Consider the following 24,616-nt stretch of genomic DNA (forward strand, 5'->3'; position numbering starts at 1 on the left):
ACAAAGCCTCCCTGAAATATCTCAGCGATCACCCGAAATTGCAGGGTATTGCTCATCAAAATAGCTTTAAACATACCTGATAACAGGATGCTATAAGGGACCTCAGCCCCGGCTGGCAAGTCGGGGCTGAGAGTTCGCCCAGAAAATAACCCGGAAATATTGGTTTATATTCATATTGTTATTAAGTTGTATAAAGTATGAATGTTTATAAATTATAATGGTATAAGTGAAATATCACCTTAAGGTATTATTCGCCTGGTATTCATTATCTTGCATTTTTATCTATGCATTTTTGTATTATAAATACCATAATACTGCGCAATTTATTCCACTCATTATCCTTTTTCTTACCGCTTCGTTTAAATTTATACGCCAGTAAATTTGACTTAGATATAATGCGTGCTACATTAATAAACAGTAATATGTTTATGTTATATTAAGTCAACTATGCAATCACAACATGGCACTTGTCTCATTGCGTACGCAACACATAAATATATTCTCACCGTGGCTAATGGTGAATATCGCTATTTGAATGGCGGTGATTTGGTCTGCGCGGATGCAAGTCAGGTTTTAGTTTCTAACTCCTTAGAAAATTTGGTATTTGTCACGAAGGAAACGCTTTCATTATTTCTCCAGATGCTCAAGGAGGAGGCATTAATTTTCCATACTCATAAAAAAGCACCTTCGTTAATTATTCACCACTGCGCCAAAGAAATTCCAGTTTTTCAGGAAGTTGCACAACTCTCGCAGCAACATAATCTCCGCTATGGTGAGGTATTGCGCAAAAGAGCATTAATATTTGCATTATTGTCAGTTTTTCTTGAGGATGAGCAGTTTATACCGCTACTTGTGAACATATTACATCCCAATATGCGCACGCGAGTTTGTACAGTTATCAACAATAATATCGCTCATCAATGGACATTATCACAGATCGCCAACGAGTTACTGATGAGTCAGAGTCTGTTAAAGAAAAAATTGCGTGAAGAAGATACGTCTTATTCACAACTGCTCACCGAATGTAGAATGCAGCGTGCATTACAACTTGTTGTAATGCCTGGTATTCCAATAAAACGTGTAGCAATGTCCTGTGGCTATAACAGCATGTCATATTTTATTTACGTTTTTCGAAATTATTATGGGATGACACCCACAGAGTATCAGGAACAAATAGCACAAGGAAGGTTCAATGGCGACTCAATGACAAGGCTTGTTACAGAGGAAAATTTTATAGTTCGGCTGTAAGAATAAGATTACAAAGTCTGCCCGAACATAAAAAAAACCCGGCATAGGGAACCGGGAAGAGGATAGTCTGCCGTCTCCAGACTAATAAACCGTTATAACACTCCCTGTTGGCACGGGAAACTTTTGTGCTCTCAGTAAGTTAAATATAACGTTTGCTGGAGATAAGATCAGCCAAATTTTTATAAACATAGGCTATACGATTTTTAAAAATATAGTTTTATTGTATTTACTTACTTCCAATTAACTGTTATGCAAATTTGCGTAATAGGTAAATTATGATCCTACTAAATATGGCAGTTTTAGCCCTGAGGAACAGTCAGGCATCATTTCATCAGTATACTGAAATTGAAATAATCGCAGTAATGGAATATAAGGGATAGTCATGGCTCATGTTTGCTCGGTGATCCTCGCCTGCCGTTCGTTCGATATTTATCATGAACAGCAAAAAATATCGTTGAACAAAGAGAGTATTCTACTACTCGAGAAAAATTTGGCAGACGATTTTTCGTTTTGTTCACATGATACGCGACGTCTGGATATCGATGAGCTGACGGTTTGTCATTACTTACAAAATATTCGTCAGGCACCACATAATTTGGGGCTACATAACAAAAATCGTTTATTAATTAACCCAGAGCCGCCCATGCCTCTGGTGATAGCGATTTTTGATAGTTTTGCTAAATCCGCTGTAAATTCTCCGATATTGAGCAATATGCTCTATCTTTCCTGCTTATCAATGTTTTCTCATAAGAAAGAGCTTATACCTTTACTTTTTAACAGTATCAGCACTGTCTCGGGGAAAGTTGAACGTATTATTAGCTTTGATATAGCCAGGCGTTGGTATCTGCGTGATATCGCAGAAACAATGTATACCAGTGAGAGCTTAATCAAAAAAAAGTTGCAGGAAGAAAATACTTGCTTCAGTAAAATATTACTCGCCTCGAGGATGTCGATGGCCAGAAGACTACTTGAGTTACGGCAAGTTCCTCTACATACCATTGCTGAAAAATGTGGGTATAGCAGTACGTCGTACTTTATAAATACATTTCGACAATATTATGGTATCACACCACATCAGTTTGCACAGCATTCGCCGGGAACCTTCTCCTGATTTTGGGTATTGGTCAGGATCTCACACTCGCTGCATGTAAAACTCTTTCCTGATTATCTCTGCCGGAACCAACGGCAAGTTCTCTTTGGCAGTTCGCAAACGGGTATTAGTATTTTCAGGAGGAAAAGACGCAGCATGTTTGGGATTATTAAGCTAACAATTCATATAATTACGGGAATGCTGGTCTGTATTGTGCTGTTCAAATTGATGACCAATGGCTGGAGTGGTTTCTACTTTCACTGCTGTTTGTTAAGTCTGGTATTCCTCACGATTAGCTGGTTGTTGAGTAGTGAGTGGTTGCGAGGAAAGAGTAAGGCCGAACGCTCATGTTCAACCTTACTCTCATTCATACGTTACACTTTTTTAATGCGGGCAAAGAGATGTTCCACAACGACAAAAAAGACGGGAACGAAGTAAATTGCCAGCACAGTTGCTGCAAACATCCCCCCCATAACGCCTGTACCTACCGCGTTTTGTGCGCCGGAACCTGCGCCATGACTGATAACCAGCGGCAGCACGCCAAGAATAAAGGCCAGAGAGGTCATGAGGATTGGGCGTAAACGCATCCGCGCCGCTTCGATAATCGCTTCTACCGGCGTCTTCCCTTCTTTCTGCATCATCTCAACCGCAAATTCGACGATCAGGATGGCGTTCTTGGCGGAAAGCCCGATGGTGGTCAGCAACCCGACCTGGAAGTAGACGTCATTGCTTAATCCGCGCAGGTCAGTTGCCAGTAATGCACCAATGACACCCAACGGTACAACTAACATCACCGAGAACGGAATTGACCAGCTTTCATAAAGCGCGGCGAGGGCGAGGAACACCACGACCAGTGAAATGGCATACAGTGCGGGAGCCTGGTTGGATGATAACGCTTCCTGATATGACAGCCCGGTCCAGGAGTAGCCGACGCCCGCCGGAAGTTTAGCAACCAGATCCGCCATAAATTTCATCGCGTCACCGGTACTTTTCCCGGCAGCGGCTTCCCCTAAAATCTCCATCGACGGAATGCCGTTGTAACGTTCCAGTCGCGGCGAACCGTAGGTCCATTCTGTTGAAGAATATGCAGAAAGCGGAGCCATCGTGCCAGAGGCGTTGCGTACATACCATTGGTTGATGTTGTCTGGCAGCATACGGAAGGGCGTTCCAGCCTGGACATACACTTTTTTCACACGCCCCTGATTGAGGAAGTCGTTGACGTAGCTACTGCCGAAGGCGGTAGAGAGGGTCTGGTTGATATCAGACAGTTCCACGCCCATCGCTTCGGCTTTCGCGGCGTTGACGTTCACTTTGAACATCGGCGTATCTTCCAGGCCGTTCGGGCGAACCGCTGTTACCTGATCGGGTGATTGTGCTGCCAGCGACAACAACTCGTTTCTCGCCTGGGTCAGCTTTTCGTGCCCCAGGTTGCCGTTGTCCAGTAGTTCCATATCAAAACCTGATGCTGTACCCAGCTCCGCTACCGCAGGTAAGTTGAACGGGAAAATCATCGCTTTATTGATACTGCTCAGAGCCACCATTGCCCGCTGAATGATTGCGGTCACCGAGTTTTCTTCGCCGACGCGTTCAGACCACGGCTTGAGGCTGATAAACGCCAGACCGTTGTTTTGCCCCTGACCGCTGAAGCCAAAGCCGCCAACGGTAAACACCGACTGGACATTATTTTTCTCTTTGGTCAGATAGTAATCAGTCACCTGTTGCAGCACTTTCGTGGTGTTAACCATGGTGGAACCTGACGGTAACTGCGCGGTGGTCATAAAGACCCCCTGATCCTCTTCCGGTAAGAAAGAGGTCGGTGTCCGCAGGAACAGTACCGCCATCCCGGCACAAATCAGTAGGTAAACCACCATATAGCGACCAGTGCAACGCAGCAGTGAGCGGGTGCTGTCGGTATAGTGCTGAGTCGATTTTTCAAACAGATGGTTGAAGCGTTCGAACAAGGCGTTCGGTTTGTGACCACCTTCCGGTGCGGCTTTCAGAATGGTGGCGCAAAGTGCCGGGGTCAGGCTCATCGCCACAAACACCGAAAGCAACATGGAGGAAATCAGCGTAATGGAGAACTGGCGATAAATTTCCCCGGTCGCGCCGCTCATAAAGGCCATTGGCATAAACACGGCGGACAGAACAACGGCAATCCCGACCAACGCACGCTGGATTTGCCCCATCGATTTATGCGTCGCTTCCTGCGGCGGCAGTTTATCTTCCGCTATCACGCGCTCGACGTTTTCCACCACCACGATGGCGTCATCCACCAGAAGCCCTATAGCTAACACCATCCCGAACATGGTGAGGGTGTTGATGGTAAAACCGACCGCCGACAAAATCGCGAACGTACCGAGAATAACCACCGGCACGGCGATAGTCGGGATAATCGTAGCGCGAATGTTTTGTAAAAACAGATACATGACCAGGAAGACGAGGATGATCGCCTCAACCAGCGTTTTGAAAACTTCCTGAATTGAAATTTGGATAAACGGCGTAGTGTCGTAAGGATAAACCGTCTTCAGGCTGGCGGGGAAATAGGCTGATAAGCGGTTGAGTTCTGCTTTTACTGCCCGCGAGGTATCGAGCGCGTTTGCCCCGGTAGCCAGTTTGATGGCGATACCGGCGGCAGGTTTGCCGTTATAGCGCGCCACGGTGGAATAATCTTCCGCCCCCAGCTCGACGCGAGCAACGTCGCGCAGCAATACTTGCGAACCATCTTGCTGAACTTTCAGCAGGATTTTGCCAAATTCTTCCGGCGTTTGTAGGCGCGTCTGCACAATGATTGAGGCATTCAGTTGCTGGTCTGCCGCCTGTGGCATTCCCCCCAGTTGACCGCCGGAAATCTGGTTGTTTTGTACTTTGATTTGGGAAATAACATCAGAAGGAACGAGATTGTATTTATTGAGTTTTTGCGGGTCCAGCCAGATACGCATGGCGTACTCTGAACCAAAGAGCTGTACGCTACCGACACCTGCGGTACGGCTGAGTGGATCTTTAATATTAGAAGCCACATAGTCCGCGATGTCGTACTGGTTGAGGCTGCCGTTATCAGAGATAAACGCCGCCACCATCAGGATATTGCTGCTCGATTTATTGACGCTAATTCCTTGTTGCTGTACCGCTTCGGGGAGCGATGGCATGGCGAGTTGCAGTTTATTTTGTACCTGAACCTGCGCGATATCGGGCGATGTTCCCGTCTCAAAGGTCAGGGTAATGGATGCATTACCTGCTGCATCGCTGGTTGATGACATATACATCAGGCCATCAAGCCCATTCATATTTTGCTCAATCACCTGAGTGACTGAGTCTTCTACCGTTTGCGCATCAGCGCCCGGATAGGTGGCGCTGACGGTGATGGTCGGCGGCGCAATCTGCGGATACTGCGCAACCGGTAAGTTCATGATCGCCAGACCGCCTGCGAGCATCAAAATAATGGCAAGTACCCAGGCAAAAACCGGGCGATCAATAAAATAGTTAGCCATGAAAGTCCCCTTAAGCCTGCAACGTTATTGTTTCGATTCGGTGCTGGCGTTTTCCTGGCTGGAGGAAATTGCGCGTGCCTTGATACCCGGATGTATGCGTTGCAAACCGGAAACGATCACCCGATCGCCAGCCTGCAAACCAGAGGTAACAACCCACTGGTTTCCGATAGCTTTGGTCGCGTCAATTTCACGTAACTGCACGACATCGTCTTTATCCAGAATGAGCGCCGTCGCTTTACCCTGAGCGTTGTGGGTAACACCTTCCTGCGGCACCAGTAACACATTCTGGCGGCTACCTTCATCCACTAATGCTGTGACGTACATGCCTGGCAGTAAGTCACCATTTGGATTGGGGAAAATCGCACGCAACGTGACGGAACCCGTGGTTTCATCTACCGTCGGGTCGGAAAATTTCAGCGTGCCGGTCTGGCTGTAACGTTTGCCATTTTCCAGATTAAGCTGCACAGGCGTACTGCCCTGAACCTGTTTGATCTGCCCACTGGCGACTTCCTCTTTCATGCGCAAAAAGTCTTGCACTGACTGGGTGAGATCGACATAAATCGGGTCAAGACGCTGCACGGTAACCAGGGAATCAGCTTGATTAGCGGTAACTAATGCGCCGACGGTCACCGACGATTTTCCGCTGACGCCCGTAATCGGCGAGGTGACATTTGCGTATTGCAGATTGATCGTCGCCTGCTCAACAGCCGCTTTGGCGACGGTGACGTTGGCTTCTGCTTCATTCAGTTGGGTGCGCGCGGTGTCGTAATCCTGACGGCTAACGTAGTTGGTCTTCAGCAACGATGCCTGGCGGTTAAAGGTGATGCGGGCATTGCTGGCGGTGGAGAGAGCTTTCGCCAGCGAACCTTTGGCGGAGTTCAGCTCTGCCTGTAAAGGTGCAGGATCAATCTGATACAGCGAGTCGCCCTGGTTAACTTTATCGCCTTCGATAAAGTTGCGTTTAATGATAATGCCGCCTACCTGGGGGCGTATCTCAGCAACTTCATAAGGAACAGTTCTGCCGGGCAGTTCGCTCATCACATTGACCGAACCGGGAGAGAGTGTCACCACACCCACTTCAGGTGTCATCGCGGCGGCATTTTCCGTCGATTTGTCATCGCAGGCGGTGAGTATCGAGCCGCAGAATAACAACGGTATTAACAGTATTCTTTTTCTGTTCATTTTAGTCCCTGAAAACTCGTGAGAAATAACGGTTCTTTGAATTGCGTGCGGGGAGAGGTATGAGGGATTTACAGACCAGCGGCATAATGCAAGTCATGAGCTTGTAAGCCTGTGAGAGAGCATGTAGGCAGAGCGACCAATATCGTGATGTTAATGGCAAAAAAAATGTTGCCGTTCTGCCGACAGTCTCTGTCTGCATCCGGGCAACGAAGGTTTCTACTGGTGGATACACAAACCAGGGGAATAAATTCGTTTTCGCTTCTCCTTGGGTTATCACCGGGAGTAATGGAGTCAGCATTTGCATCCCTCGTCATGCCAGCCATTAATTTCAAACAATTATCGCTGGGTCACTTCGGCGCCTTATTAAAAATAAGAAGAAATTCCCAGAGTCACGATGTCGCTCATACGTCTCAGTTTCAGCTTGTACATGATATTGAATTTCTGGATCTTTAACGTTTGCTGCGAAATATTTAGTGTTGATGTGATATTACTTTCATTTTTGTTTTTCAGAATCAGTTGCATAATTTTGAATTGATTATGCGAGAAACATAATTGAGAATTCTTATGGGGTAAGTGTTTTCCATAAGTAATATCAATCAGGTTTTTAATACTTTCTTTGCGGCTGATAAAATAAATAGGCGACTGACTTTTCAGTTTACTGATGTGATAAGGTGCCAGAACAATGATTCTTTCGGCATCTAATTTCTCAAGAAACTTAATAGCTTCTTCATCAAGGATATGATTATGATAGGTATCAATGATCACCTTGAATGGTTTGTTGCCTATGCTTTTGAGCTCTGACAGGGAATTGATTTTTATCATTTCGTGATTATCTTTCAACTGCAAAAAGCCCTGTAAAAGAAAAGAATCCTTCGTCATGAGAAAAATCATAACTTGCTCCTTAGCCGTTATCGTTTCGAACATGCTGTCCTTTTCATTATTTACATCCATGTCCGAATATGGTGTTCAATATAGTAAACGCCTATAAGAACCTTGCCCTTCGTGAACTAATACGTCTATTAACACTAATCAAAACTTCAGATTTAGCCATCATCTGGTCCATATATTGATCCTAGGTAAGATTCCTGGTTGTTATTGATTTGTAATTAATAAACAAAACATTAACACGCTGCGGACTTCTACCCAAGAATAAGTTATAAATAATCCATTTGTGATCTCTGAAGAATATTACTAAAGTTAAAGCGTAATCCGATTTAAATATTGAGTCTCCTTGTTTCTATTTAAGCTGGCAATTGGATTGCCAGCTTTCTTTTAGTGCATTGATAGTGAAAAAATAAACTCTGTAATATTTGTTTATCTACCTATAGCATCGATGTTTATGGAACCTTCAGTTCACTTTCTCACAGCACTTCTAAAACATTAAACCTGACAACGAAAAATATCAGCCATGATAATGTTTGAAATGGCTAATTCGCCGTGAAATAAATAAAAAATACAAAAATTTCAGATAGTTGATTTAATCGCTGTGCGCGATTTATTTCAACGATAGTACGTGTTTTATCAAAGTAGCTATGCGGTGGTGTGGGTATTAGCCACCTCATAATCATTGTGCGTGACTATGAGGCAGGCTAAAAAATAGAGCGGAGATACGTCGGCTAGTTATTATTTTTTAACGAACAAACTAGCAAAACTGAACAGGCTGGCGGCGCTAAATATGAGTTCGATCCCTACCAGGGTAGATACCAATGTCACAGAAACCATCGGTGTTGCGCCAAGGAATATCCAGGCAATGACGATATCCAGCACACCAATAACGAGTTGTAGCCAGCTACCTTTCATTGAACGCTGACGATACCAGCTCATCAGGCGAATAACCCCTGCGACGCAGAACAGACCCGCAATAAACGCTGCAATAGCGAAAATCCCTAGCTCCGGTGCGCGGATAAAGAAATAGCCGATCAATAAATAGGCTACTGCCACGAGGAACCCCGATAATACAGGCCAGAAATTATGACTGCGGTTGCTGAATAATCCAACAATAAGTGCAATGCCCGAGCAGATTAATAATACGCCAACTACCGTGCTTAGAATATCACCAGAAACAAACGGGAAACTGATACACAGTAAACCGACGATGAACAGCAGTACTGCAATAAACTGGATCGCTCTGCGATGCTTCTTAAGCATATCCAGATCAAACTTCAAAATTGTTGCCTTATCTATATATAACATAGAACCACCCTATAAATTTAAGAAGGAAAACCCCTGCTATCAATCTATGCCAAAAATGCATCTGAGAATGCAGTTGATTTAATAAAAATTTCCTAATTACCGTGCTTGATGACCGTGTAACTTGTTGTATTAGAATAAAAATATCTGATTTTGATATTTTGTCTCAACATGACATACCCAGAAAACCAGGTTATAACCTCAATGTCGAAATTGATTCGTGACGGCTCTTTCACTTTATAGTTGAGGATATTACGATGAAAAAAGTATTAGGCGTTATTCTTGGTGGGCTGCTTCTTCTACCTGTAGTGAGCAATGCAGCAGATGCGCAAAAAGCAGCTGACAATAAAAAACCTGTCAACTCCTGGACCTGTGAAGACTTCCTGGCTGTAGACGAATCCTTCCAGCCGACTGCTGTCGGTTTTGCTGAAGCTCTGAATAATAAAGACAAACCGGAAGATGCGGTTTTAGATGTTCAGGGTATTGCAACCGTAACCCCTGCGATCGTTCAGGCTTGTACCCAGGATAAAAAAGCCAGCTTTAAAGATAAAGTTAAAGGCGAATGGGACAAAATTAAGAAAGATATGTAATTACGGGAATGCGTTACATCGTATTTCCTTAAATATTGAACAGGCCGGAATATCTTGCTTATAAAGCAGGTAATCCTCCTGTTCATATATCAATTATTTATTGAATGGGTTGTAAAATGAATATTGCATCTCTACGTAAAGCCATTGTTTTCGTTGGCGCTGTAGCGGCACTGTCACTGGTTAATGCGCAATCTGCACTGGCAGCTAATGAATCGGCTAAAGATATGACTTGTCAGGAATTTATTGACCTGAATCCGAAAGCGATGACACCTGTTGCATGGTGGATGCTGCATGAAGAAACGGTTTATAAAGGTGGCGATACTGTAACCTTAAATGAAACCGACCTGACTCAGATTCCTAAAGTGATTGAATATTGTAAGAAAAATCCGCAGAAAAATTTGTATACCTTTAAAGATAAATTGGCAAATGTCCTGCCGAATTAACAGGAATAAAGTAAAAAGGAGTAGCAAGCCGAGCCATCTTGCTGCTCCTTTTTGCGTTTTTATATGACTACCGAATTTATTATTCGTTTGATCCTGGCCGCAATTGTTTGTGGTGCTATTGGCATAGAAAGGCAAATACGCGGCAAGGGTGCTGGTTTACGTACTCATGTCTTGATTGGCATGGGCAGTGCGCTGTTCATGATTGTGTCGAAATATGGTTTTGCTGATGTGCTGGCGTTGGATCATGTCGGGCTTGATCCCAGCCGTATTGCCGCTCAGGTCGTCACTGGCGTCGGATTTATCGGTGCGGGGAACATCCTCGTTCGCAATCAAAATATTGTCGGTTTAACGACCGCTGCGGATATTTGGGTAACGGCAGCCATTGGTATGGTGATTGGTAGCGGCATGTATGAACTGGGGATTTACGGTTCCGTGATGACCTTGCTGGTGCTGGAAGTCTTCCATCAATTAACCTTCCGCCTGATGAACAAAAATTACCATTTACAGCTGACGTTAGTGAACGGTAATACGGTATCAATGCTCGACTGGTTTAAGCAGCAGAAAATAAAAACAGATTTAGTTTCGTTGCAGGAAAATGAAGATCATGACGTGGTTTCCATTGATATCCAGCTTCATGCCACGACGTCGATAGAAGACCTGTTGCGATTATTAAAAGGCATGGCAGGGGTGAAAGGCGTTTCAATTAGCTAATCTGTATCGTTATTTATTCGGCAGGAGTACCAGAGCGGTACTCCTGTTGGTTTTAATGATCGAGGACGATCAGTGGTGAGTGGTTGGCAGGATCTTTTAACACGGTAATATCCGCGCCATAGAGCATTGTCAGCGCCTGTTGTGTCAATACGTCCTGCGGTTTGCCATTTGCGACAACCTTTCCTTTTTGCATCAAAACAACACGGTCAGCATAACGGGCTGCAAGATTAAGATCGTGCAATACGCAGCAGACGTTAAATTGCCGTTCGCGAACTAACTGGCGTAATAAACGAAACAGATGTTGTTGATGGTGAATATCCAGCGCCGACGTCGGTTCATCAAGAAATAACCATTTCGGTGAGGGGACAGGTTCCCAGAGTTGCACCAGCAGGCGAGCCAATTGCACACGCTGTTGTTCACCGCCGGATAATTGCCGGTAGTCGCGGTTAGCGAGTGCCTGACAGTCGCATAACGCCATAATCTGCACCGTTTCACCACTCTGATGGCCGGTACGATGCGGATGCCGCCCCATCTGGATAACTTCCTGTACGCTGAATGGAAATGCCATGTGGCTATTTTGACGCATCACGGCCCGGTGTTTCGCCAGTTCGGTGATTGACCATTCATTTAATGGCTTATTAAACAACCGGCATTCGCCGCTATCAGGTTGAAGGTAGCCGGTTAGCTGGCGAAGCAGCGTGGATTTTCCCGCGCCATTAGGGCCGAGAATGGCAACAATTTCTCCGCCGGGAAAAGTCAGCGAGACATTATCAGTCAGACGCCGTCCATGAAGGCTATAAACCAGGTTTTTGGCGCTGATCATGTGATCCTCCGGTTACGCAGAATCAACCACATAAAATAAGGGCCGCCAAGCAGACTGGTTAATAATCCCACGGGCATTTCTGCTGGCTGTACCAGCGTACGGGCAAGCGTGTCTGCCATCAGCAATAAACAGGCGCCGGCGAGGGCAGAGCAAGGGATTAACCAGCGGTGATTTGCCCCGGTCGTCATGCGAATCAGATGCGGGATCACCAGGCCAATAAAGCCGATAATGCCGCTTACCGATACGGCAGCGCCAACCAGCAGTGAGCTAATCAACAGTAATTGCTGGCGTTTACGCTTTACGTTGACGCCGAGGTAATGGGCTTCTTCATCACCAAGCTGGAGTAAATTTAGCGTTCCGGCGAGACAGGTTGTTGCCATAATGGCTGGCAGAATGAATGAACTGGCGACCAATAACGTCGGCCATTGCGCCTGACCGAGATTACCCATCATCCATAATGTCAGTTGTCGTAGCTGCTGTTCATCGCCGATATAGCTCAGTATGCCGATCGCCGCACCGCACAGGGCATTGATGGCGATCCCGGCTAGTAACAATTGCATCATGCTGCCATCGCGATGGCGCTGTGTGATGAGAAAAATGACGGTACAGACCACTAAACTGCCGGCGATGGCAAACACCATTTGCTCATAGAGCACCAGCACCACTGGGAAGGAGAAGGGCAGCACAATAGCAACGCCAACCATTAATGCAGAACCGCTACTGACGCCAAGTAATCCAGGGTCAGCCATTGGGTTGCGAAAAAGCCCCTGCATAATCACCCCGGCGGTTGCCAACGCTGCGCCTACCAGCACTGCCAGTAAAACGCGAGGCAGGCGAATATTCAGCCAGATATCGCGGTATTCCTCATCAAAAAGGGCATCAAAACTGATCTTTAACGCTCCCTGACTGGCACCGAACAGCACCAGAGCAAGCAATAATAGTGATAGCCCCATAAAGACACTGGCGGAAGAAAATGAATCCTTGAGCACGCAAAACTCCATTACGACATTACGGCGCGGATATTCCGCGCCGGGAGGGGATTACGCTGGTTTCAGATCTGGTTCAATCAGACTGTAGATCTGCTTGTTGAGTGTCGGCTGACTGGCCAGTTCAGCAATATGTGCAGCGACATCGGCACGGCGGACAAAACCATGGCATTCCTGATTTTGTATCCGTAACGCTTTACCCGTTGCTGCGCCATCAAGCAGACCGCCTGGACGGAGAATGGCGTAATCCAGTTGGCTGGTTTGCAGCCAGCTTTCCGCCAGCGTTTTTTCCCGTACCGCCTGACCAAACGCGGCTTTGGCGCGATCCGATAAAAACGGCCAGCTATCGCCGCATCCCAAAGAGGTCACCAGAATCATGCGCTTGATACCGGCCTTTTCGGCCTCATCAATCACTGTTCTGTGCGCCAGATAATCCTGTGCGCCACCCATTGTTGAGATTACAAGCGCATCCGGGCCAGCCGCGCGGCAGGCCGCTGCGACCACGCTGGCATCACAGGCGTCGCCTGTAAAAACCTGCACACCTTGTTGTGCCAGTTTAGCCGCAGCGTCTGTACGGCGAACGACAGCAACGACCGGACGTTGTTCCGCCAGCGCCAGTGCAAGCGTTCTGGCTCCAACTCCCTTTCCGCCTGCGCCAAAGAGTAGCCACGGCGTCATCAGGCATGTTCCTTCAGAGATGCCGCCAGAGCATGGAAGGCGCTGACTTGTTCGCTCAGGAGTTGACGATGGTCATCCCTGCCGAGGAAGATTTTCAGCATGGCGCTGCCTTCCTTATTGAAAAAGAGAATAGAGGCGGTGTCCATGCCCATGAATTTACGTTCGATTAAGGCAATATGTGTGCAGTTTTCTGCTTTGATATGCCCGGACATGCCGTGCTTTCCGCGTAGGTTGAAATAGCCGTGACGATGGAAACCCGAAGGCAGTTCTCCGCTAAATTCAAGGATCACATCGGCAGTATGCACCAGCGTGGTGACGTTGCCCCATTCGCAGACGGTATCCCAGACAGTATCGAATTTATCGCCTGACACGACCGTCGGAGAGGGCAGATTTTTCACTACCTCCAGCAGTGTGGTGTTGTATTGTTCGGCGATCGCTTCCAGCGTACCGTCTGGCTCCGTTTTCAAAAATTCCTGTAACGAGACATGGCTCATAAATCACTCCTGTTATGGTTTTCCAAGCGCAATCGCTGGCGCATTAAGTACCTGAATCAGTTCATTAAGAGACTGCAAAATATTGCTTGCCCAGAAACGACCTTCATTGGTCAGCCGCAGGCAAGTTGAAGCATCGCGGCTTAAGCCTTTTTGGTGCCACTGAGCCAGTAACGGCGCGAGTTTTTCGGCATGTGGCGTAAGTTCGTCCAGTGGTACACGCGCCGTTTCAATGCCCGACTGCAAGGTATGACGCCACTGCGCGTTACGTTCGGCGTTACGCATGATCATCATCAGCGGTTTTTTGCCTGCCGCGACGGATTCATGCCAGGTCTGAAGATTACGTTCGTTCATCCAGGAGTAACCATTAACCGAACCGCCAGCACCGGAACCAAAGGCCAGACAATCGGCACCCTGTTTAATCAGCAGGTTATAGAGATTACGTTCGCGTGTGGTGCGACCCCAGTGGCTGTTACTGATGCAGCGCCAACCGGCATCGTCCATGAAGTCACACCCTTGCAGATAGAGATCGCGACGTTCTGCCGGAGAGGGCACGGTAGTGCGCCCGTTTTCCACGGCTTTGCCCAGCGGCGTGTTGGGCAGGACATTGAGCGCATAGAGATCGACACCATCGAGACCGATATCGCGGGCAATAGCCAGATCTTCTCCCCAGGTTTGCGCATCCTGACCTGGCAGGCCGAACAGCAGGTCGCACACCACCGCAGCCCGGTCGCGTTTGACCAGGCTTTCCATAAACGCAATGGCGGTCGGACCATCAGAGGTGCGTGCCATTTTCTTGCGGATTTTGCTGTTAAATGACTGAATACCAATCGAGAAACGATTTGCTCCTGCGTCAAGGCAAGCATCGATTCGATCAGCATCAAAATTCAGTACCCGGCCTTCAATGGTGATTTCACAATCGGGTGCCAGCGGTAATTTCTCTCGTAGTGTGGTGATGATTCTGGACAAATCGCGCGCCGAGAGCGCGGAAGGTGTGCCGCCACCGAAATAGACCGCGTGGATGGGTGCGGACTGATGCAATACGCTGTCTGCCTCCAGCTCGATTTCTCGAATCAGGGCATCGGTGTAACGAGCGCACGCATCTTCGTTAAAACGATTCTGATAAAAACCACAAAACGTGCAGTGTGTCGCGCAAAAAGGAATATGCAGATAAACCAGTCGTTTACGAGGTGAAGTCGTTTGACCAATCATCTCTTGCCAGGTTTGTGCCAGTTGTTCTTTGGCGACCGGAATGGCCCCACGAAACGGCATCATGGCGCGCCTGTCTTTAAATGGCTGGTCTCCGTCTAAAGCAAAATGTGGCGTGAGATCCAGGGTATTTTTCATGTTCATACGTCTGATTTAAATCCGTTTATTGCGGCCAAAGCTGCTGGTGTAAAGATTCAACGACATCAGCAATACGCGGGCCCATTCCCAGAATCAGGTTTTGATCAACGGTGATAATGCGCTGGTTCTTCCAGGCGGCGGTGTGGGTAATTCCGGCAATAGAACGCAGCCGATTAATATCGCCATCGACCATTTGTGAGGTGACGACAATCACTTCAGGGTTAGCCGCAATCAGCGATTCCGCGCTGTAGCTTTTGTACTGCTGGTGGGTAGCGACGTTTTCTGCACCGGCAAGCGACAGAATGGCGTCTGCGACGCTGCCTTTACCGGCAACCTGTGGCGCACTGCCGCCTGCGGAGAGAATAAACATCGCTTTAACTGGAGCTTTTTTGGCCGCCACGCTTTGCTGTACCCGCTCCAGGCGTTGGTTGATCTGTGTCACCAGCGCGTCGCCTTGTTCAGGAACCTGTAACGTTTTCGCCAGTTGGCGAATGTTGGCGTACATCTGCTCAAGGGTGGCGGGCACACGCGGTAGGGTGACGACGTTGACCTTCTGCGCCCGTAGCTGGTCGAGCACAATTTGCGGCCCGGCATCCTGCCAGGTAATTACGCTATCCGGGCGAAGTGACAAAATGCCTTCACTGCTCAGTTGCTTCCAGTAGCCAATATGCGGCAGTTTGGCGGTTTCTGGTGGATAAGATGTCGTTTCATCGACACCAACCACGCGGTTGCCAGCACCCATCGCGTAGATCAGTTCCGTCAGTGACCCTCCAGCAACCACGATACGTTCGGTCGCCGTTGCGCTAAAAGCCCAGCTAAGAGCCAGTACTGCCGTAAACAGTTTTTTCATGGGGATATGATTTACCGTGGTCTTCGCGGCAGAGGCCACGGCTGAAATACATAACGTTAGTGGGGAAAAAAGACACGGCCTGGTGGTGATCCTTGGCATCATATGAGAACTCTTATCAAATTGAGAATGATCATGATTATCATTTGAGTTATATATGAAATACCACCATCGATTCAATACGCAAGGCGTTACAAGCGTATTTATTTTTGATTTTTATCAAGATGATTCGTCAGCTAACGTTCTTTGCAACGGCTGAATTTCGGGGCGAGAAAAAGGTGCAACTCCAGCAATGTCGCGGGTTGTAGGGCAAAAAAATAGAAAAATTATTGCAGTTAACGACAAAGATTCGTTACGGCACGGTGGGGCGAATTGTGACAAGGAGGCTGTGGTTGATGAGACATAAACAGATTTTATAACCCCCTGTTTAGTGTGTTAATAGCGGTTAAAAAAAGCTTGATCATAAAAAATTGATCGATAATAATTCTCATTATCAAGTTGGTATTTAACAACACATGATCATATGGATAATGAAACTATAACTTTTGTAAGGGATAACGCACTGCACTCTTCACTCCAGACGTGGTGTACCACCAGACCTGATAAAGAGGGCGTGTATTTGCGCAATTGTCAGAAATACCAGGTAATTTCACGGGATATAAACGCCAATTAACTCACCTGGCTAATACTATCGCCTTGAATCGTAAATAAATTTATTTTCGCCAGCCACCCCGGTTTTTACCCAGGCAGCCAGCATTTTTTATTTTCCTCATGGAGAATCGCTATGTCACGTCCGCAATTTACCTCGTTGCGCTTGAGTTTGTTGGCTTTGGCTGTTTCCGCCAGCTTGCCGACGATTGCTTTTGCTACTGAAACCATGACTGTTACTGCAACGGGGAATGCCCGCAGTTCCTTCGAAGCGCCAATGATGGTCAGCGTTATCGACACTTCCGCCCCTGAAAACCAAACGGCCACTTCAGCCACCGATCTGCTGCGCCATGTTCCTGGGATTACTCTTGATGGTACGGGACGCACAAATGGTCAGGATGTGAATATGCGTGGCTATGATCATCGCGGCGTGCTGGTTCTTGTCGATGGTGTTCGTCAGGGAACTGATACCGGACACCTGAATGGTACTTTTCTCGATCCGGCGCTGATCAAACGTGTTGAGATTGTCCGTGGGCCTTCGGCATTACTGTATGGCAGTGGCGCGCTGGGAGGGGTTATCTCCTACGATACGGTCGATGCAAAAGATTTATTGCAGGAAGGACAAAGCAGTGGTTTTCGTGTCTTTGGCACTGGCGGCACGGGAGACCATAGCCTGGGGCTGGGCGCCAGTGCTTTTGGGCGAACTGAAAATCTGGATGGTATTGTGGCCTGGTCCAGTCGCGATCGTGGTGATTTACGCCAGAGCAATGGTGAAACCGCGCCGAATGACGAGGCTATCAACAACATGCTGGCGAAAGGAACCTGGCAAATTGATTCTGCCCAGTCTCTGAGCGGGTTAGTGCGTTATTACAATAACGACGCGCGTGAACCCAAAAATCCGCAGACCGTTGAGGCTTCTGATAGCAGCAACCCGATGGTTGATCGCTCAACGATTCAACGTGATGCGCAGCTTGCTTATAAACTCGCTCCGTTGGGCAACGACTGGTTAAATGCCGATGCAAAAGTTTACTGGTCGGAAGTTCGTATTAATGCGCAGAACACGGGGAGTTCCGGCGAGTATCGTGAACAGACAACAAAAGGTGCCAAACTGGAGAACCGTTCCACTCTGTTTGCCGACAGTTTTGCCTCTCATCTGCTGACATATGGCGGTGAGTATTATCGTCAGGAACAACATCCTGGCGGTGCGACGACGGGCTTCCCGCAAGCGAAAATCGATTTCAGCTCTGGCTGGCTGCAAGATGAGATAACCTTACGCGATCTGCCGATTACCTTGCTTGGCGGAACCCGCTATGACAGCTATCGCGGTAGCAGCGACGGCTACAAAGATGTGGATGCCGACAAATGGTCGTCTCGTGCAGGTATGACTATCAACCCGACCAACTGGCTAATGTTATTTGGCTCGTATGCGCAGGCATTCCGCGCCCCGACGATGGGCGAAATGTATAACGATTCTAAGCACTTCTCGATTGGTCGCTTCTATACCAACTATTGGGTGCCGAACCCGAATTTGCGTCCGGAAACCAACGAAACTCAGGAGTACGGCTTTGGGCTGCGTTTTGATGACCTGATGTTGTCCAATGATGCCCTGGAATTTAAAGCCAGCTACTTTGATACCAAAGCGAAGGACTACATCTCCACCACCGTCGATTTCGCAGCGGCGACGACCATGTCGTATAACGTCCCGAACGCCAAAATCTGGGGTTGGGATGTGATGACGAAATATACCACTGATTTGTTTAGCCTTGATGTGGCCTATAACCGTACCCGTGGCAAAGACACTGATACCGGTGAATATATCTCCAGCATTAACCCGGATACTGTTACCAGCACCCTGAATATTCCCATTGCCCACAGCGGCTTCTCTGTCGGTTGGGTCGGTACGTTTGCCGATCGCTCAACACATGTCAGCAGCAGTTACAGTAAACAACCGGGCTACGGCGTGAATGATTTCTACGTTAGTTATCAAGGACAGCAGGCGCTCAAAGGCATGACCACCACTCTGGTACTGGGCAACGCCTTCGATAAAGAGTACTGGTCGCCGCAGGGTATCCCGCAGGATGGTCGTAACGGAAAAATTTTCGTGAGTTATCAATGGTAATCATCTGCCCCGATATTTCGGGGCGTTTATCTGGAAGGAAGAGAGACAATGAACCACTACACACGCTGGCTTGAGTTAAAAGAACAAAATCCCGGAAAGTACGCGCGTGACATCGTAGGTTTAATGAATATTAGCGAAGCAGAGCTGGCATTTGCCCGTGTCACGCACGATGCGTGGCGGATGCGTGGCAATATTCGTGAAATTCTGGCGGCACTGGAAAGCGTTGGCGAAACCAAATGTATTTGCCGGAACGAGTATGCTGTTCATGAGCAGATTGGTGCTTTCACGAACCAGCATTTGAACGGTCATGCCGGATTAATACTCAACCCGCGCGCGCTGGATTTGCGACTGTTTCTCAATCAGTGGGACAGTGTTTTCCATATAAAAGAAACCACGGCTCGCGGCGAACGCCAGAGTATTCAGTTCTTTGATCATCAGGGCGATGCGTTACTGAAAGTTTATGCCACCGACAATACTGACATGGCGGCATGGAACGAGCTTCTGGGGCGTTTTATCGTCGAAGAGAATACGCAGCTTGAGTTAAAAGCCGCTGATGCGACTGCCGCACAAACCGACGTAGATGCCAGTGTGGTCGAGCAAGAGTGGCGGGCGATGACCGACGTTCATCAGTTTTTTACGTTGCTCAAGCGCCACAACCTGACTCGTCAGCAGGCGTTTAATCTGGTGGCAGACGATTTGGCCTGCAAAGTGCCCAACAGTGCGCTGGCGCAGATACTGGAATCCGCCCAGCAAGACGCTAATGAGATCATGGTATTTGTTGGCAACCGTGGTTGCGTACAGATCTTCACCGGTGTGGTTGAAAAAGTTGTGCCGATGAAAGGCTGGCTGAATATTTTCAACCCAACGTTTACTCTTCACCTTTTAGAGGAGTGCATTGCTGAAACCTGGGTTACTCGTAAACCCGCCAGTGACGGTTATGTGACCAGTCTGGAATTGTTTGCCCATGATGGTACGCAGATTGCGCAGCTCTATGGTCAACGTACAGAAGGCGAACAGGAGCAAGCGCAATGGCGTAAACAGATTGCGGCATTGACGCAGGAAGGTGTTACTGCGTAAAGCGTAATTGTGCGGAGGTCTGGCGGTCGCCGGGTCTCTTTATAAATATCAGCTGGCGAGTTCAGACCAGATAATCAATATGTTGATGACGTACCAGTTCGTTGATCCGCTTAAGGTTAAGAATCATCATAATATTGTGTTTATGGCAATAGAATGTTTTCAGCGAAATTTTTAATTTCCCCAGAATATCTTCCGTCGTCATTTGATTAGCAATGCAGGTCAGAACCTGATGTTGTTTGCATGAGAGTGACACATCCGCTTCTGGCACAGAACAGTAACTGCCATTAAGCAGCGCGACAAAGTCAATAATCGTAATATTTCTCTGGACAAAGGTTACCGGGACTTTTCCCAGACAACGTTTAATATTAAACGGTGAGAAAACAATGACATGAACAGGCTTCAGATGTTCAATTTTGTTGAGTATTGAAGAATGAAAGACATTATTCATTAACGTGTCAATAATCACTAAGGCATTCTGATGCAATGTTAAGTCGATCTCTTCTTCGTTCTGTATATGAACGACATTACCCTTACTTAAAATATTTTTCATGGCGGTGAAAAACATTGTATCCCTGGTAATTATAAGAAACATAACCGACTCCTGTTGCGGACATTAACTTTATAATCAGGTGCCAAAGGTAATAAATAGAGAGGATATTATAATTATAGTTATATATAAATATTCATACTAAAGATGCAGATATTTGAAAAATATCTGCATCTTTAAACTAAATCATTTCACCAGTTCTGGTGTTACCTGGCTAACCGCATTAGTGTAGTAAGGTGCGCCCCAGCCTGGTTCAGGCCAGAATGCGCCGTAGCCGTAATCCCACAGGTTGTAGGTGGTGTTGACCACTTCTCTCAAATGCCACACCTGAATACCTTGTACATTCACGTCAACGAAGTTATACGGGACTTTATTGATAAATCCAGGTTGTTCGCCCTGAATTGTGCCGAGAACGGTAACAAAGTGATTGCGGTAGTTCACTGGGTCAAGGAAGCCATTTTGTCTGGCGAGCAGGCGACCCTGATAGTTGGCTTCAATTTCAGGTTTGGCATAGCTATCCAGCGGTAATACGGCGATTTCTAACAACGTATCTGTTTTGCCGTTAATAACGTTGATAACCTTACCGCCAAAGCGTGCCTGTTGACCAACATACAAATTTGGTTGGTTATGAACAGCAACAAAACTTTTTTGAATATCAGGTTGGTTATTGCCTTTGATATTTTGCGGAATCGAACTACATGCGGCAAGAAAAAATGAAAGGCTGAAGATGAGTGCACCTTTTGTCTTGTTCATGTTACTATCCTTATCAACAAATGTTAAAACCATAATAGATATTTCTTTATAGTTTTCATCCGATTCTTAGGCGATATGCCTGATAGTAACGTAAACCTGTCTGATATTTATATCCTTGAACATTAGTCCCGGATAGCATTGACATATGAAGTTATTATCCGCCTCCTTGTAATATTAGTTCTTTATTTAATTATTATAATGAGTTTATTTTTTCTCTCATGTTACATGGAGTACTAATTATTAGCATTATGGTGATAACCATTTATTAAAATGGAAACTATTTATCCGCGAGGGCAGGAAGCGCAATTTACTGAAATTGCGCGATCATGCATCCGGTAAGAAATGATACGCGTTCGTCAGAGATTGGGGGCACAGCCCCCCTTTGTTTATTTTAATCGTTTACCCGAATCATCAACCACTTTCTCGCCATCTTCCTTGCTGAACGCGCCTTTTTGCGCATCTGGCAGGATCTCCAGCACCACTTCCGAAGGACGGCAAAGACGGGTTCCCAGCCGCGTTACCACGATTGGACGGTTAATCAGAATCGGGTGTTGCAACATAAAGTCGATTAACCGATCGTCAGTAAATTTATCTTCTGCCAGACCCAGTTCCTCATACGGTTCAACGTTTTTACGCAGCAGAGCGCGAACAGAAATCCCCATATCAGCAATGAGTTTTACCAGCTCATCACGAGTCGGCGGGGTTTCCAGATAGTGGATAATGGTCGGTTCTGTACCGCTGTTGCGGATCATCTCCAGCGTGTTACGCGACGTGCCGCAGGCCGGGTTGTGATAAATGGTAATGTTGCTCATATCAGTATCTCATTACAAAGTGAAAGAGAGGCGTAGCGCCAGCGCCACCAGCGTTACAAACAGTACCGGCAGGGTCATGATAATTCCTGTGCGGAAGTAATATCCCCAGGTAATCGTCATATTCTTCTGCGAAAGTACGTGCAGCCAGAGCAGCGTTGCCAGGCTACCAATAGGTGTAATTTTCGGCCCCAGATCGCAGCCAATAACGTTGGCGTAAACCATCGCTTCTTTGATCACACCAGACGCCGTGCTGCTATCAATAGACAACGCACCAACCAGTACCGTAGGCATATTGTTCATGATCGAAGAGAGGAAGGCGGTGAGGAATCCGGTGCCCAGCGTCGCCGCCCACAGACCGTTATCTGCCAGTACGTTGAGTACGCCAGAAAGGTAATCTGTCAGTCCCGCATTGCGCAGGCCATAAACCACCAGATACATACCGAGCGAGAAGATGACAATCTGCCAGGGCGCACTGCGCAGCACTTTACCCGTATTGATAGCATGACCGCGTTTAGCGACGACAAACAAAATCAGCGCACCCACCGCCGCAATGGCGCTTACCGGAATGCCGAGTGGTTCCAGGACGAAAAATCCCACCAGCAGAAGCAGTAAAACAACCCAGCCAGTTTTGAAGGTGGCAGGATCTTTAATCGCTTCTGCCGGTTCTTTCAGCAGTGCCATATCGTAGTTCAGCGGAATATCTTTGCGGAAATAGAGATGCAGCATCACCAGCGTGGCCAGTATCGCGGCGATATCCACCGGCACCATCACCGAAGCATATTCGCGAAAGCCAAGACCAAAGAAATCTGCCGAAACGATATTCACCAGGTTCGAGACGATAAGCGGCAGGCTGGCGGTATCGGCAATGAACCCCGCCGCCATAACGAACGCCAGCGTAGTGCCTTTACTGAACCCTAATGCCAGCAGCATGGCGATGACAATCGGTGTCAAAATAAGCGCCGCGCCATCATTGGCAAACAGAGCTGCAACGGCGGCGCCGAGCAGGACAATCCAGGTAAACAACAGGCGACCACGACCATTGCCCCAGCGTGAAACGTGCAGCGCCGCCCATTCGAAAAAGCCGGACTCATCCAGCAGCAGACTGATGATAATAACGGCAATAAATGCGGCAGTTGCATTCCAGACGATATTCCACACTACAGGAATATCGCCAGGATGAACCACACCTGTAACTAACGCCAGCATTGCGCCCAGCGTTGCACTCCAGCCGATGCCTAAACCTTTCGGTTGCCAGATAACCAATACGATGGTCAGGACAAAGATAGCGCCTGCCAGTAACATAATGCCTCCAGGATAAAACACATACGAAAATCCATATGTGTTTAGCTAAAATTTTTAACTGCAAATGTTCTTACTGTCTACGGAACAATTTTGTCGAGCCAGGTTGCGGACAATCGCCTGAACCTTTTCCTGTTCACATCGCCAGGCCTCATCAATAATTTTCGCCGCCCATGCTGGAATATGCGGCGATAGGCGGTAATGAACCCACTTACCTTGCTTGCGGTCCAGCAATAGCCCGCTTTCACGCAGCAATGCCAGATGGCGGGATATCTTGGGCTGCGACTGATCGAGGGCAGTGCAGAGATCGCAGACGCATAACTCTCCCAGTTCGCTAAGCAGTAAAACGATGCCCAGACGGGTTTCATCAGCAAGAATTTTGAACAATTGGATGGGTAACAGAAATGACATATTGCGCTCCTGATTGTTGCAGGTAGTGTCTCTCTTCGAAGCGGATAAGTCAAAAACATATATGACTTAACGAATGTGTAAGTGCAGAAGATGGTAATAGGTGTGAATTTTGAGTTGGCTATTCATTTGAAAGGAGGTCTGAATCAGGACGTAAAAAAACCGACTTTGCGTCGGTTTTTTACTTTCCAGCCCTGAGTTGGTGGCTCTGGCCGGAGTGAGAATGCCCACATCTAACGGTTCAATACTATTAGCCAGTGGCTAACATTGCAAGCGTTAGCGATTTCTTCAGCTGGCGAAGGGACAGTTTGCTATACATGTTGGTGAAAGAGGATTTATATACTTTCATCGGGTCGCTGCCGTACCAAGCCTTGTCCGAAGCCGGACGTAAAAAAACCGACTTCGCGTCGGTTTTTTTACTTTGCAGCCCAGAGTTGGTGGCTCTGGCTGGAGTGAGAATGCCATCATCTAACGCATCAATGCTAATACCATACTGAAACTATTGCAAGGACATGCTGGTTTTATAACCTGCATGTACTGTATGATTATCCAGTTAGTTCTGAGGCATTTTCACTCTGGTAATGCGCATAAACGCTTTCAAAGTCCTGGTCAGAAGTACGGGTGGTGCCGTTAACTGATGCTCTGGCCGGAGTGAGAATGCCCACATCTAACAATGGGACATGCGCCGTGACAGGCAGTGGATGAGTAAGCGGATGCATTCTCACTCCATCGCATGGAGAAAACGGGTGATTGATAAAGCAATCATCGTTCTTGGGGCGTTAATTGCGCTGCTGGAACTGATCCGCTTTCTGCTTCAGCTTCTGAACTGATAGCGGAAA

At 47.3% G+C, this 24,616-nt stretch carries 24 protein-coding genes; 9 read left to right on the top strand and 15 right to left on the bottom strand.

From position 1 onward, the window contains the following. The 3 genes from HEN21_RS22965 to gadW form a co-directional block, all read left to right on the top strand. Window positions 1-80: hypothetical protein (locus HEN21_RS22965; RefSeq protein ID WP_286135164.1), on the top strand; the 80-nt coding region annotated here is incomplete at its 5' end. A gap of 367 nt (window positions 81-447) precedes the next feature. After that, window positions 448-1,248, top strand: coding sequence for a DNA-binding transcriptional regulator GadX (gene gadX, locus HEN21_RS05015; protein ID WP_176251711.1), 801 nt, complete (start codon window positions 448-450; stop codon window positions 1,246-1,248). Between the two features lie 382 nt (window positions 1,249-1,630). Continuing rightward, window positions 1,631-2,359 (top strand): acid resistance transcriptional activator GadW, encoded by a 729-nt coding sequence (gadW, locus tag HEN21_RS05020; RefSeq protein ID WP_000951546.1) that lies wholly within the window; start codon window positions 1,631-1,633, stop codon window positions 2,357-2,359. 353 nt (window positions 2,360-2,712) lie between these two features. Here the strand turns inward: gadW and mdtF are convergent, their stop codons facing one another. The 4 genes from mdtF to hdeD form a co-directional block, all read right to left on the bottom strand. Beyond that, window positions 2,713-5,826 carry a multidrug efflux pump RND permease MdtF gene (gene mdtF, locus HEN21_RS05025; protein WP_105285992.1) on the bottom strand — a complete coding sequence of 1,038 codons (3,114 nt, stop codon included), beginning with the start codon at window positions 5,824-5,826 and terminating at the stop codon, window positions 2,713-2,715. Between the two features lie 24 nt (window positions 5,827-5,850). After that, entirely contained in the window at window positions 5,851-6,960 is a 1,110-nt protein-coding gene (gene mdtE / locus HEN21_RS05030) for a multidrug transporter subunit MdtE (protein WP_309246982.1), read from the bottom strand. 411 nt (window positions 6,961-7,371) lie between these two features. Next, window positions 7,372-7,899 carry an acid resistance transcriptional activator GadE gene (gene gadE / locus HEN21_RS05035; protein ID WP_000576683.1) on the bottom strand — a complete coding sequence of 176 codons (528 nt, stop codon included), beginning with the start codon at window positions 7,897-7,899 and terminating at the stop codon, window positions 7,372-7,374. Window positions 7,900-8,631: 732 nt separating this feature from the next. Further along, a complete protein-coding gene (gene hdeD, locus HEN21_RS05040) occupies window positions 8,632-9,201 on the bottom strand; it encodes an acid-resistance protein HdeD (protein ID WP_000965661.1) in 570 nt (189 codons plus the stop codon). 254 nt (window positions 9,202-9,455) lie between these two features. Here hdeD and hdeA point away from each other — a divergent pair, with 254 nt between their 5' ends. From hdeA to HEN21_RS05055, 3 genes are all read left to right on the top strand, one after another. Then, the gene (gene hdeA / locus HEN21_RS05045) at window positions 9,456-9,788 is read left to right on the top strand and encodes an acid-activated periplasmic chaperone HdeA (RefSeq protein ID WP_000756548.1); all 333 of its coding nucleotides are present in this window, start codon (window positions 9,456-9,458) and stop codon (window positions 9,786-9,788) included. 116 nt (window positions 9,789-9,904) lie between these two features. Beyond that, window positions 9,905-10,231, top strand: coding sequence for an acid-activated periplasmic chaperone HdeB (gene hdeB, locus HEN21_RS05050; protein WP_016158878.1), 327 nt, complete (start codon window positions 9,905-9,907; stop codon window positions 10,229-10,231). Window positions 10,232-10,294: 63 nt separating this feature from the next. Further along, window positions 10,295-10,942, top strand: coding sequence for an MgtC/SapB family protein (locus tag HEN21_RS05055; RefSeq protein ID WP_016231541.1), 648 nt, complete (start codon window positions 10,295-10,297; stop codon window positions 10,940-10,942). 52 nt (window positions 10,943-10,994) lie between these two features. On the opposite strand, the gene HEN21_RS05060 is transcribed toward HEN21_RS05055, so the two are convergent. From HEN21_RS05060 to shuT, 6 genes are read right to left on the bottom strand one after another with little or no spacing between them, the layout of a single operon-like run. Further along, window positions 10,995-11,765 carry a heme ABC transporter ATP-binding protein gene (locus HEN21_RS05060; RefSeq protein WP_000622219.1) on the bottom strand — a complete coding sequence of 257 codons (771 nt, stop codon included), beginning with the start codon at window positions 11,763-11,765 and terminating at the stop codon, window positions 10,995-10,997. After that, on the bottom strand, window positions 11,762-12,754 hold the full coding sequence (shuU, locus tag HEN21_RS05065) for a heme ABC transporter permease ShuU/ChuU (protein ID WP_000910395.1): 993 nt from the start codon (window positions 12,752-12,754) through the stop codon (window positions 11,762-11,764). The genes HEN21_RS05060 and shuU overlap by 4 nt, the downstream gene beginning before the upstream one ends. 51 nt (window positions 12,755-12,805) lie before the next feature. Beyond that, window positions 12,806-13,429 (bottom strand): anaerobilin reductase, encoded by a 624-nt coding sequence (gene chuY / locus HEN21_RS05070; protein WP_000189340.1) that lies wholly within the window; start codon window positions 13,427-13,429, stop codon window positions 12,806-12,808. Further along, a complete protein-coding gene (gene hutX, locus HEN21_RS05075; protein ID WP_000020032.1) occupies window positions 13,429-13,923 on the bottom strand; it encodes a heme utilization cystosolic carrier protein HutX in 495 nt (164 codons plus the stop codon). The genes chuY and hutX overlap by 1 nt, the downstream gene beginning before the upstream one ends. A 12-nt stretch (window positions 13,924-13,935) precedes the next feature. Further along, window positions 13,936-15,273: a heme anaerobic degradation radical SAM methyltransferase ChuW/HutW gene (gene hutW, locus HEN21_RS05080; protein WP_001056418.1), complete on the bottom strand. Its 1,338-nt coding sequence runs from the start codon at window positions 15,271-15,273 to the stop codon at window positions 13,936-13,938. Between the two features lie 19 nt (window positions 15,274-15,292). Next, window positions 15,293-16,216, bottom strand: a complete 924-nt coding sequence (gene shuT, locus HEN21_RS05085) for a heme ABC transporter substrate-binding protein ShuT (RefSeq protein WP_024191052.1) — start codon at window positions 16,214-16,216, stop codon at window positions 15,293-15,295. A gap of 775 nt (window positions 16,217-16,991) precedes the next feature. On the opposite strand from shuT, the gene chuA reads away from it, so the two are divergent. Together chuA and chuS are read left to right on the top strand one after the other, a co-directional pair. Further along, the gene (chuA, locus tag HEN21_RS05090; RefSeq protein WP_309245441.1) at window positions 16,992-18,881 is read left to right on the top strand and encodes a TonB-dependent heme/hemoglobin receptor ChuA/ShuA; all 1,890 of its coding nucleotides are present in this window, start codon (window positions 16,992-16,994) and stop codon (window positions 18,879-18,881) included. Between the two features lie 48 nt (window positions 18,882-18,929). Continuing rightward, window positions 18,930-19,958 carry a hematinate-forming heme oxygenase ChuS gene (gene chuS, locus HEN21_RS05095; RefSeq protein WP_176251713.1) on the top strand — a complete coding sequence of 343 codons (1,029 nt, stop codon included), beginning with the start codon at window positions 18,930-18,932 and terminating at the stop codon, window positions 19,956-19,958. A 61-nt stretch (window positions 19,959-20,019) separates the two neighbouring features. Here chuS and HEN21_RS05100 read toward each other — a convergent pair whose 3' ends face one another. From HEN21_RS05100 to arsR, 5 genes are all read right to left on the bottom strand, one after another. Beyond that, window positions 20,020-20,550 (bottom strand): helix-turn-helix domain-containing protein, encoded by a 531-nt coding sequence (locus HEN21_RS05100; RefSeq protein ID WP_000478613.1) that lies wholly within the window; start codon window positions 20,548-20,550, stop codon window positions 20,020-20,022. Between the two features lie 141 nt (window positions 20,551-20,691). Continuing rightward, complete coding sequence (gene slp, locus HEN21_RS05105; protein WP_001044202.1) at window positions 20,692-21,258, bottom strand: outer membrane lipoprotein Slp; 567 nt, start codon at window positions 21,256-21,258, stop codon at window positions 20,692-20,694. A gap of 386 nt (window positions 21,259-21,644) precedes the next feature. Beyond that, complete coding sequence (gene arsC / locus HEN21_RS05110; RefSeq protein ID WP_000065770.1) at window positions 21,645-22,070, bottom strand: glutaredoxin-dependent arsenate reductase; 426 nt, start codon at window positions 22,068-22,070, stop codon at window positions 21,645-21,647. Window positions 22,071-22,082: 12 nt separating this feature from the next. Continuing rightward, entirely contained in the window at window positions 22,083-23,372 is a 1,290-nt protein-coding gene (arsB, locus tag HEN21_RS05115; protein WP_176251714.1) for an arsenite/antimonite:H(+) antiporter ArsB, read from the bottom strand. Between the two features lie 54 nt (window positions 23,373-23,426). After that, the gene (gene arsR / locus HEN21_RS05120; protein WP_000008959.1) at window positions 23,427-23,780 is read right to left on the bottom strand and encodes an As(III)-sensing metalloregulatory transcriptional repressor ArsR; all 354 of its coding nucleotides are present in this window, start codon (window positions 23,778-23,780) and stop codon (window positions 23,427-23,429) included. A gap of 743 nt (window positions 23,781-24,523) precedes the next feature. Here arsR and dinQ point away from each other — a divergent pair. Next, window positions 24,524-24,607, top strand: a complete 84-nt coding sequence (gene dinQ / locus HEN21_RS05125; protein ID WP_001295215.1) for a damage-inducible type I toxin DinQ — start codon at window positions 24,524-24,526, stop codon at window positions 24,605-24,607. Window positions 24,608-24,616: the final 9 nt, after the last annotated feature.

This window comes from Escherichia sp. 93.1518, from assembly GCF_013368915.2.
GTDB lineage: Bacteria > Pseudomonadota > Gammaproteobacteria > Enterobacterales > Enterobacteriaceae > Escherichia > Escherichia ruysiae.